Genomic DNA, 10778 nt, shown 5'->3' with positions numbered 1-10778 from the left:
TGCCGCAGCCCGGGGCTGCGGCACAGCGGGAGGCAGGCGACACCGATGCCGCACTCTCTCCCGTCCGGCCCGATCACCGCTGAGTGCGTCCGAGCCGCGTCGAGATGCCCGGTCCATCGTCCCGTGCATCCACCGGACCGTGACGACCCAGGACACGGCGGCGAGCCCGAGCGTCACCGTCAGCGCGGCCGCCGTCCCGGATGTCCTCCTGCTCGTCACGCCACCGGCCCCTCTGCCCACCGAGTCTCCTGCTCAGTATTTGGCATGCTCTGCTGCCGCGAGCGCCGCCAACTGCAGCTCCAGCGCCTTCGCCACACCGCCTCGCCAGCCCTCGGCCATGCACTCGGAAAGGGGATCGGGGAAGATGTCCTCTTCGTCCTTCTCCACCCCGTCGAAGATCGCTCGCGCGACGGACTCCGCGGAGGCCTTCGGTACGTCGATGTCTCGGACCATGTCGGTGTCCACGGGACCGGTCAGGACGGCATGAACGCTGACGCCCCGTCCGGCGAGCAGGGCGCGCAGGGATTGCGTCAGGGAGAACGCGGCCGCCTTCGAGACCGAGTAGGCCGGAATGAGTGGCAAGGGGGCGAGGGAGTTCAGCGACAGGTTGTTGACAACGGCTCCCCGAGAACGCGTCAGCAGCGGCAGGAACGCCTGCGTCACGTCGTAGGTACCGAAGAGGTTGACAGCGAGGTGCCGTTCCAGGACGGCACGATCACTCAGGTCGTCGAAGAGCGAGAGGCCGGCATTGTTGACGAGGACATCAAGTGATCCGACCTCGTCGACGGCTCGTCGCAACTGCGCCGTGTCGGTCACATCCAGAGCCAGGGGCGTGACGCGCCCGTCCGAGTGAGCCAGCGGCGCGCGCGTACCGGCATACACCCGCTTCGCGCCCCTCCTCAAGGCCTCCTCGACCAACGCCTGCCCGATGCCGCGATTGCCCCCGGTCACCAGAACTGTGCTGTCCGCGATGCTCGCCATGATGACGATCTCCCTTTGTCCTTGCCTGGAAATGCGGTCGTTTGTTGAGACACGACGGCCCGGAGGAACTCACCGATGACTTTCGGGGCCGGACGGTGTCCTTACCTGGAGGACGACTGAGAGAGGCGAGGATGCCGTGGTGACCGAATCAACCCTGGTCCGTGCGCGAGCGGGGGACGGGGAAGCGTTCCGCGAGCTCACCGAGCCCTACCGGCGCGAGCTCCAGCTGCACTGCTACCGAATCCTCGGCTCCGTGCAGGACGCGGAGGACACGGTGCAAGAGACCCTCCTGGCCGCCTGGCGCGGGCTCGGGGGATTCCAGGGGCGGGCCTCCGTACGTGCCTGGCTGTACCGCATCGCGACCAACCGCTGCCTGAACGCGCTGCGCGACAAGGGCCGCCGACCGCAGCCTGAGCACCCGGCCCGCCCTCCGCTCGATGTGCCCGAGCCCACGCACCGCTCCGAACCGACCTGGTTCGAGCCCTACCCGGACGCCCTGCTGGAGGACCTGCCGGACACCGCCCCGGGACCGGAGGCCCGCTACGAAACGAGGGAGGCGCTGGCGCTCGCGTTCGTGGCCGGACTCCAGCGTTTGTCGCCCCGGCAGCGCGCGGTACTGGTGCTGCGCGACGTGCTCGGCTTCCGCGCGGCCGAAGTGGCCGATCTGCTGGACAGCAGTGGCGTCTCGGTGAACAGCGCCCTGCAGCGGGCGCGTACCGCCCTGGACGGCCGGCTTCCCGCGCGCGACCGGGCGCCGCTGCCACGCTCACCGCGTGAACGCGAGCTCGTCGGGCGGTTCGTGGACGCGATGGAGAACTCCGACGTCGACCGGCTCATCGCGCTGCTGACCGACGCCGCATGGCTGACGATGCCGCCCGAGCCCCTTGAGTACCAGGGACACGCGGCGATCGCCCGGTTCTACCGGACCCGCCCCTGGTGGGACGGGCAGGCGCTCCGGCTGGTCCCCACGCGCGCGAACGCTCAGCCGGCGTTCGGCTGTTACCTCCGCGATCGCCACAGCCCCATCGCGCACGCCTACGGCCTGGTGGTACTCACCTTGGAAGACGACCGGATCTCGGCCATCACCCGCTTCGGCGACAACAGCCTCTTCCCACTGTTCGGGCTGTCCCGAACGCTCCGAGACTAGGGCTCATGCCCCATCGTGCAACCTGGCTCATTTGTCCGCCTGATGGCCCCTGTCCCTGAGAGCGGATGGGCTGCCTCCAATCCGCCCGCTTCCCTGGACGTTCCCGGCCGTCGACGAGTCGGCGGCGCGGATGTCCGGGTGTCCCGCCCATCGGTGGGCGGGACACCCGGAGTGGGCAATCGGCTCAGGCAGTGGTCAGTTCGTAGAAGCCTCTGCCGAACGTGGCGGCTACGAGGCGGCGGTGGCCCGCGTCGTACTCGATGTCGTCGACCGGCACCTGCGGCATGCCGTGTCCGAGGCGCAGCCAGCGGCCGCCGCCCGTGACGCTGGTGAACACGCCCTGGTCGGTGGCGATGTACAGGGCGCCGCCCCGGGCGACGACGAGGTCGTTGACGGGCGCCGCCGGGAGGTTGCCCGACAGGTTCCGCCAGTGCCTGCCGCCGTCGGTGCTGCCGTAGACGTGGGGGAGCGGGGAGCCGGCACGGTAGCCCGAGTGCGTGGTCCAGACCCGGTTCGGGTTCTTCGGGTCCACGACCACGCGGGTCACCCAGGGGCGCCCCTCGGCCAGCTTCGTCCAGGTCGCCCCGAGGTCTTTGGTTACCCAGACGCGTCCGTCGTCCGTGCCGGCGTACACGGTGCGTCCGTCGCCCGCCGGGGCGATCGAGGTGATGGTGCCGTAGTTGGCGTACAGGGGGTCGGGGCCCGGGCCGCCGGACAGGTCGGGGCTGATGGGCTGCCAGGTCTCGCCGCCGTCCGTGGAGCGGTTGAGGACCTCGGAGCCGTAGTAGAGGATCTTCGGGTCGCGCGGGTCGAAGACCACCGGCGTGAACCAGTTGCGGCGTTGGTACGTCGTCCTGTCGCCGAAGTACGTGAGCGTGTCGCCGCCGTCGGTGGAGCGGAAGCAGTTGCCGTACTGGTAGCAGGCGAAGACGTTGTTCGCGTCGGTCGGGTTGATCAGGTTCTCCTCGCCGTCGCCGCCGAGGTACTCGTTGAACTGCTCCCCGCCCCAGGAGCGCAGCGAGCCGTTGTCCTGGGATCCGCCGGAGATGCGGGTGGTGTCCTGCGGGGTGATCGCCGCGCTGTAGAGCTGGGTGTACGGCTGGTGGCGGGACTTGACCCAGCCGCCGTCGCCGTCGGAGTCGGAGCGGTAGACGCCGCCGTCGTTGCCGAGGTAGACGCGGCCGGGGCGTCGCGGGTCCCACACCATGGCGTGGTGGTCGACGTGCATGCTCGTGTCGTCGGCGCTCCAGGTGGCGCCGCCGTCCTTCGTGGTCAGCAGGGCGACCCCGGCCACGTGTACGTGCTCGGTGTTCCGGGGGTCGATCCACACCTTGCCGAACCACCAGCCGAAGCTGGACTGCGAGTTGGTGAGATCCTCGTTGGCCGGTGTGCGGGTCCAGCTTTCGCCGCTGTCGGTGGAGGCGTAGAAGCCCTCGAAGGAGCCGTTGGACTTGTTGGCGATCGCATAGAGCCGGTCGCCCGCGACGGCCAGCCCGATGCGTCCCACGTCGGGGCCCTGGGCGGGCAGGCCGCCGCCGAGCCGTTGCCAGGTCTCGCCGCCGTCTGTGCTGCGGAAGACGCCGGAGCCCGCACCGCCGTACGTCCGCAGATCGGGGCGGCGGCGGTGGTCCCACAGCACTGCGTACATCCGGTCGCCGTCCACCACGATCTCGGTGGCGCCGGTGAACTCGTTGGCGCCGGCGAGGATTCGTTCCCAGGTGGCGCCGCCGTCCTCGGAGCGGTACACGCCCCGGTCGCCGCCGCCGTTGTACAGCGATCCCGCGGCGGCGACGTAGATGCGGCGGGGGTTGGCCGGGTCGATGGTGATGGCGCTGATCGCACCGGAGTCGCGCAGGCCGAGCGGCGTCCAGGTCCGGCCGCCGTCCTTGCTGCGGTACAGGCCCGTCCCCTCGTACGTGATGCTGCCGCCGCCCGGATTGGGCTCACCGGTGCCCACGTACAGGGTGCCGTCCGGGGCGGTGGCGACCGCACCCATGGCCTGCGTCCAACTGTCGGGCCACACCGAGTGGAACGTCGCCCCGGCGTCCGTGCTGCGCCACAGCCCGCCGCTCGCGGCCGCCGCGTACAGGGTGTCGGCTCGCTTCGGGTCGAGCGCGAGGGAGACGATCCGCCCGCCGATGTTGGTGGGGCCGACGCCCTTCCAGCGCCCGCCGACGGCGGGTAGTTCCCGGGCCTGCTCCGCGGCGAGGTCATGCGCGTGGCGCGGGATGGACTCGCCCGGCAGGGTCTTCTGGAGGTAGCGGTACTCCGCCGGGGCGGACGGCCCACGAACCGGTCGGTACACGTCCGTTGGCGGGGGAGGCGGTGCGGCGGCCGCCGGTGCCGTGAGTAACGCGGCACCAGTGACCGCGGCGAGAACCAGCGAAAGCAGACCTCTGCCCATGAAAGCCCTTCCGTCGTCATGACCACTTCAAACGCAATGACGTTACGGGAGAGGGGAGTTGAGCAGAAGGGCGCACAAGGACGACCGTCGCGTATGTCACCCTGCTGCCGACGGAGGCCCTTCCTCGGATCACGGTCCTCCTCGGATCACGGCCGCTCGCCGGTGACGACATGGCCTGTCCGACCGGCGCCACGCTGATGCTGGAGGGCGGCCGGACGTTGATCGGATGACGGCCGCCGGTATGGCAGGATCCGGAGCAGCCATCTCAGCGCGGTTGACCGCGGATCCCGGCCGCGGACGCGCCGTCCCGCCGTATCTTGGCGGCACCCGCCCCACGGCACAGATGCACCGCGTCCCAGTCGGCACTCCACCCGAGCGGAGATCCCCATGGACATGGACGAAGCGTTAACCAGACCGTCCGACCGCCCGTCCGACCGCAAGGGCGGCCCCGCCGCAGCACCCTTTCCCCAAGCCCTCATCGACTCCTTCCGCGCCCGGCCGGAGCTGCCCGCCTTCGAACACCGGTCGCGGCCCATCTCACGCGGCAAGGTGCTGGAGCTGATCGGCCGGTGCGCCGACGGGCTGCGTGCGGCCGGCCTCGGCCCGGGCCGGTCCGTGGCGGTGGCCACCGATGTGACGCCCGAGGGTTTCGCCTTGCTCATGGCCGCATACCTCGCGGGCTGCCGGGTGACCGGGGTGCGGTCCGGAATGACCCCGGCCCATCTGGCGTACGTACTCTCCGACGGCATCGACGCCGTCGTGGCCGACGAGACCGGCGCGAGCCCGGAGCTGCTGAATGCGGCGGGCGGCCGGCCCGTGCTGCGGCTGGGACCGGATCTCCTCGATGCCCACCCGGCGCACAAGGGGGAACTGATCGCCCAGGGACGTCCCGGCGACATCGCCTTGGTGACGCTGACCAGCGGCAGCACGGGACGACCCAAAGGCTGTACGCAAACCTACGGGACGCTCGGCCTCAACTGGGCCTGGCAGCCCGCTCGGTGGACCGACCGGACCGCGCGGCTGGCGGCGGGCTACGAGCGGTTTCTGCTCTTCGGCACCCTCAGCAGCTTGGTGATCTCCGAGCATCTCGCGCTGTGTCTGCTGGGCGGCGGCACCGCCGTCATCCCCGAGCCGCCGCTCGTCTTCCCGCAGGTCTTCGAGCGCCACCGGATCACCGCGAGCGTGATGACCGTTCCTCGCCTGTACCACGTGCTCGACGTCCTGCGCACCGACCCGATCGACACCAGCAGCCTGCGCGTCCTGCTCGTAGCCGGTTCCCCGCTCGCCCCGCACCGGCTGGCGGAGGCGGCCCGGCGGCTGGGTCCGGTGGTCCACCAGGGATACGGGCAGACCGAGACCGGGATGATCAGCCTTCTCACCCCGGACGACATGGCCGAGTGGCCCGAGCAGGTCTACGACTCGGTGGGCCGGGCGTGGTCCGGGGTGGAGATCAGCGTCCGCGCCCCCGAGGGGCGGCCGGTGCCGGTCGGAACGACGGGCGAGGTGTGGGTGCGCACCGATTCGGCGATGGTGGGCTATTGGAAGGACGAGGAGCAGACCGGGGAGGTTCTGCGGGAAGGCTGGGTTCGCACCCGCGACGTCGGACACCTGGACGACCGCGGCTTCCTGCGGCTGACCGGCCGGGCCCGCGACGTGGTCATCATCAACGCGGTCCTGTACTACACGGGGGCGATCGAACGCGCGCTTGCGGCTCATCCCGATGTCGACGAGGCGTACGTCGTCGCCGCGCCGGACGAGGCCACCGGGGAGGCCGCGCACGCCTTCGTCGTCCCGGCCGAGGGCCGTGAGCCGGGCCTCGCCGCCCTGCGCGCGCTGGTCGCGGCGGAGTTGGGCGAGGCTTGCGTCCCCGCCACGATCAGCGTTGTGACACAGGTGCCCGTGGCGGCGAGTGGCAAGCCGGACAAGCGAGCGCTGCTGTCCCGGGTGCCCGGCACGACGGCCGGCTCCTGAGCTCCGCGGCGTCCGAGGTGCAGGAACGCGCGGTCCTTACGACGCCCAGCGTCCGCAGGTCCGCGAGCTGAACCTCCGTCACCCCGGCGAGTCCGCCGAGGACTTGTACGGGTGTGCCCGCCCAGCCGGGGCGGCGGGGCGTACCCCTCGACCGAAGTCGCCGTGAACTGGAGGGGGTTGGGCTCAGCGCCGCCGCCGGCTGCAACCGGGCGATCCAGGAGCGGTTTCGCGGCGTGTCCGGCCGCTCGCACCTGCACGAGCCGGCCCGTGGGGGCCCCGCGGTAGTGCAGGCGGCCATCTCGGACCACGTGCGCCGCCGTGACGCCGGTGGGCACTTCCACGACCCGCGCTCCACGGCGGGCGTGCTGAACAAGTGCCATATCTGGGAGCCGGGGGGCGGCCTGCGCGCGCTCGACGCGGGCCGGCGGCCCGGGACCGTGCCGCGCCCGGTCCCGCCGCTGGAGACCTTCGGCTCAGCGACGCAGGTAGGTGAGCTCGGGGAAGTGGCGCTGGTAGGCGTCCAGCAAGCGCTCGGCGGCGGCGTAGGAGTCGATCAGCGGGTGGATGGTCATCGCCTTGACGGCGTGGGCGCGCTCGCCGGTGCCGGCGGCGTGGATGACCGAGCGCTCGACGGCCTTCACCGCGCACACCAGGCCGGTGCCGTGGTCGGGCAGCGGGGCTCCGGCGATGGGGCGGGCGCCGTTGGCGTCCACGTGGCAGGGGACCTCGATGACGGCGTCGTCGTCGAGGACGGGGATCCGGCCGCGGTTGCGGACGTTGAGGATGAGGGCGGCGTGCTCGTCCTGGGCGATGGCCCGCATGAGGGTGAGGGCCACCTGCTCGTATCCGCCGGATTCCAGGTCGCAGGAGTCCCGTTCGCCCATGCCGACGGCGTCGCGGTTCTCGGCCATGTAGGTGGTCTCGCGCTCCAGGCGGGTGGCGTCCCAGGCGTTCCAGGCGGCGCGCGGTGCGGGCCGGGCGTCGGGGGCGGTGCCCATGGAGTCGTAGAAGCGCTGCTGCTGGGAGTGGAGGAAGGCGCCGCGGGTCTGTTCGGCCGCCCGCGCGGACGTGACCGACTCGCGGTTGAAGTAGTAGTAGTGCAGGTATTCGTTGGGCAGCGCACCGAGCGTGCGCAGCAGGCCGGCGCCGAAGAGCTTGCCCTCCTCGAAGGAGGTCAGCGCCGCCTCGTTCGCGAACAGGGACGGCAGCAGGTCGCGGCCGTCGGCGTACAGGCCGCACAGCCAGCCCAGGTGGTTCAGGCCCACGTAGTCCAGGCAGGTGCGGGCCGGGTCGGCGCCGAGCGCGCCGGCGACGCGCCGGCCGAGGCCCACCGGGGAGTCGCAGATCCCGATGACACGGTCGCCGAGGTGGGTGGTCATGGCCTCGGTGACCATGCCGGCGGGGTTGGTGAAGTTGATGACCCAGGCGTCGGGCGCGAGGGCCGCGATACGGCGGGCGATGTCGAGGGCCACCGGGATGGTGCGCAGCCCGTAGGAGATGCCGCCCGCACCGACGGTCTCCTGTCCCAGTACGCCTTCCTCCAGGGCGATCCGCTCGTCCGCGGCGCGCCCGGCGAGCCCGCCGACGCGGATCGCGGAGAACACGAAGTCGGCTCCGGTGACCGCCTCGTCCAGGTCGGTGGTGACGGTGACGACGGGCGGGTCGGGGTGCCCGGCCGCCTGGTCGGCGAGAACCTTGCTGATGGTCGTCAGCCGGGAGGCGTCCAGGTCGTACAGGATCAGCTCGGTGACGCGTCCTTCGCGGCGGTCGCCCAGCAGCGCCCGGTAGACCAGCGGGACGCGGAAGCCACCGCCGCCCAGGATCGTGAGTCTCATACTTCGACCACCTCAACTCCCGCCTCGCGCAGTCGGCTACGGGTCGCTTCGTCCGCCGGGGCGTTGGTCACCACGACGTCGAGGTCTTCCGGCCCGCACACCCGGGCCATTCCGGTGCCGGGGAACTTGCCCGCGTCCGCCAGCAGGACCACCTGGGCGCTGGCGGCGATCATCGCCCGCTTCACGGGCACCTCGACGGCGGTGGTGTCCAGCACCTGGCCGTCGGGGCGGACCCCGCTGGTGCCGAGGAACAACCGGTCGGCGTGGACCTGCCGCAGGTTGTCCTCGGTGAGGAAACCGATCAGCGAGCGGTAGTCGCGCCGGACCACGCCGCCCAGCAGGATCAGTTGGACGTCCTTGTCGTCCTGGAGCTCCTCGTAGACGGCGAGATTGCTGGTGATCACGGTCAGGGACCGGCCGCGCAGATGGCGGGCCACCCGGTGGGCCGTGGTGCCAATGTCGAGCAGTACGGTCTCGCCGTCCTTGACGAGATTTGCGCACCAGGCGGCCAAGGCGTCCTTGGCCTCGACCCGGACCGCGGCCACGTCGGCGAACGGGTCGTCCTCGCCGACGACCGGGGCGGCACCGCCGTAGACACGCTTGAGCAGCCCCTCGTCCTCCAGCTGCGTGAGATCGCGCCGGATCGTGGCCTGGCTGGCCCCGACCTTCTCGGCCAGGGAGACCACCGTGGTGGGCCCGTCCGCGCGCAGGGCACGCAGGATCAGCTGATGTCTTCGGTCAGGGAGCATGCCGCTGACCATACTCGCCAACTCGGCAAACTCAAGCAAAGTCGCGCATGAATGTCTCGATTGCTGCTTGACCCTTGTCAAACCTGCGCACCGGGTGCACTCTCTTGCGTAATTCGGAGCCAGGTCCGGACCCCACTCCGGTCGGCCGAAGCGGATGAACGGCGCATTCCGCCGCCAGGACGCCTCGGCGCCGTCTGAGAGGACCAGGTCAAACACCCCGGGTGGCTGAAGGGTTCCCACCACGCCGATGCTCTTCAGCCACTCGGTCCCCGTCGCGCCCGCCACAGCCCACGACTCACAGGTCCTGCCGGACACGCCGAAAACTAGGAGAAGACCGTGGACCTTTCCCGCAGACGATTCCTCCAGGCCGCCGTACTGACGGCCGCAACGGCCGGGCTGACCGCCGCGTGCGGCGGCTCAGAGCCGGGCGGCAGCAAGGACAGCAAGACCCTGAAGCTCTGGTACTGGGCCGGCGGCATGAGCGACAAGGTCGTCGCCGACGCCAAGAAGCAGTTCTCCGACACCACCCTCAAGACGTCCGTGATCGGCGGGGACTTCAAGACCAAGCTGCTCACCGGTCTGAAGACCGCCCAGACCGCCCCGGACATCACCGGCATCAAGGGCGAGGACATCGCCTCCTTCCTGCCCAACGCCAACCGGTTCCTGGACCTGAACGAACTCGGCATGGACAAGCTGGCGCCCGAGTACCTGTCGTGGAAGTTGAAGCAGGCCACCACCCAGGACGGCAAGCTCATCGGCTTCCCGATCGACATCGGCCCCTGCGCGGTGTACTACCGAGAGGACCTCTTCGCCAAGGCGGGGCTGCCGACCGACCCGGCCAAGGTCTCCTCCGAACTGTCCACCTGGGACGCCTTCTTCGAAGCCGGCGTCGAACTGCACAAGGCCGTGCCGAAGTCGTTCCTGGTCAACAACATCGGCGCGGTGTTCTCGATGGCCGTCGGTCAGGGCACCAAGCGGTTCATCGACGAGGACAACACGTTCATCGGCGATCAGGACCACATCCGTGCCGCCTGGACCACCGCCGTGAAGCCGTACACCCTCGGTATCGACGCCAAGATCAACGACAACACCTGGAACGCCGCCATCGGCAACGGCACCGTGGCCACCGGGCTGGGTGCCGCCTGGTACGCGCTGGACATCCAGAACGCGGCCCCGGGCACCAAGGGCAAGTGGCGGGTGGCGAGCCTGCCGAGCGGGCCGTCCAACCTGGGCGGCTCCTTCCTGTGCCTCCCCTCGACCTGCGCCAACCCCGAGAAGGCCTTCGAGATCGTCTCCTGGATGCTCAACGCGGAGAACCAGGCCCGCGGCTTCACCGACGCGGCTCTGTTCCCGACCACCCCGGCCGCGTACGAGCTGCCCGCGCTGACCGGCGGCGACGCCTTCTTCGGCGGCCAGAAGACCATCGAGATCTTCGGCCCGGCCGCCGAGAAGATTCCCGCCGCCTACGAGGCCCCGGCAGACGCGGCGGTCTCGGCCGCCTACTTCAACGAGCTGACGGCCATCGAAGCAAAGGGCAAGGACCCGGAGGACGCCTGGAAGGACGCGGTCAGCCAGGCCAAGCAGATCGCCAAGCGTCAGGGAGTGAAGTGACATGTCGTCAAGCCCGGTAGCCGGCCCGGCCCCCACCGGTCCGTCCTCGGGACCCGCCACCGGATCCGCCGGGCAGCCGG

8 protein-coding genes are annotated in these 10778 nt (G+C 70.7%); 3 read left to right on the top strand and 5 right to left on the bottom strand.

Annotation, left to right across the window (positions count from 1 at the left end; genetic code table 11):
• On the bottom strand, window positions 1–219 hold a 219-nt coding region (locus GAS53_RS56215; protein ID WP_225858869.1), incomplete at its 3' end, for a hypothetical protein.
• A gap of 33 nt (window positions 220–252) precedes the next feature.
• Window positions 253–981: an SDR family NAD(P)-dependent oxidoreductase gene (locus GAS53_RS11790; RefSeq protein ID WP_151477450.1), complete on the bottom strand. Its 729-nt coding sequence runs from the start codon at window positions 979–981 to the stop codon at window positions 253–255.
• 139 nt (window positions 982–1120) lie between these two features.
• Here GAS53_RS11790 and GAS53_RS11785 point away from each other — a divergent pair, with 139 nt between their 5' ends.
• Window positions 1121–2128 (top strand): sigma-70 family RNA polymerase sigma factor, encoded by a 1008-nt coding sequence (locus GAS53_RS11785; protein WP_225858868.1) that lies wholly within the window; start codon window positions 1121–1123, stop codon window positions 2126–2128.
• A gap of 184 nt (window positions 2129–2312) precedes the next feature.
• Here GAS53_RS11785 and GAS53_RS11780 read toward each other — a convergent pair whose 3' ends face one another.
• On the bottom strand, window positions 2313–4433 hold the full coding sequence (locus tag GAS53_RS11780; RefSeq protein WP_225858867.1) for a WD40/YVTN/BNR-like repeat-containing protein: 2121 nt from the start codon (window positions 4431–4433) through the stop codon (window positions 2313–2315).
• A gap of 486 nt (window positions 4434–4919) precedes the next feature.
• On the opposite strand from GAS53_RS11780, the gene GAS53_RS11775 reads away from it, so the two are divergent.
• Window positions 4920–6503, top strand: coding sequence for a class I adenylate-forming enzyme family protein (locus tag GAS53_RS11775; RefSeq protein WP_225858866.1), 1584 nt, complete (start codon window positions 4920–4922; stop codon window positions 6501–6503).
• A gap of 473 nt (window positions 6504–6976) precedes the next feature.
• Here the strand turns inward: GAS53_RS11775 and GAS53_RS11765 are convergent, their stop codons facing one another.
• Window positions 6977–8338, bottom strand: coding sequence for a 6-phospho-beta-glucosidase (locus GAS53_RS11765; protein WP_151477447.1), 1362 nt, complete (start codon window positions 8336–8338; stop codon window positions 6977–6979).
• Window positions 8335–9087: a DeoR/GlpR family DNA-binding transcription regulator gene (locus GAS53_RS11760; protein ID WP_151477446.1), complete on the bottom strand. Its 753-nt coding sequence runs from the start codon at window positions 9085–9087 to the stop codon at window positions 8335–8337. Before GAS53_RS11760 ends, GAS53_RS11765 begins: the two co-directional genes overlap by 4 nt.
• Before the next feature lie 336 nt (window positions 9088–9423).
• Between GAS53_RS11760 and GAS53_RS11755 the strand changes: the two genes are divergently transcribed.
• Entirely contained in the window at window positions 9424–10698 is a 1275-nt protein-coding gene (locus tag GAS53_RS11755; protein ID WP_151477445.1) for an extracellular solute-binding protein, read from the top strand.
• The last annotated feature ends 80 nt before the right edge of the window (window positions 10699–10778 follow it).

The sequence above is a fragment of the Streptomyces albicerus genome (assembly GCF_008905045.1).
GTDB classification, from domain to species: domain Bacteria; phylum Actinomycetota; class Actinomycetes; order Streptomycetales; family Streptomycetaceae; genus Streptomyces; species Streptomyces albicerus.
This window is presented reverse-complemented; position numbering and strand designations above follow the sequence as displayed.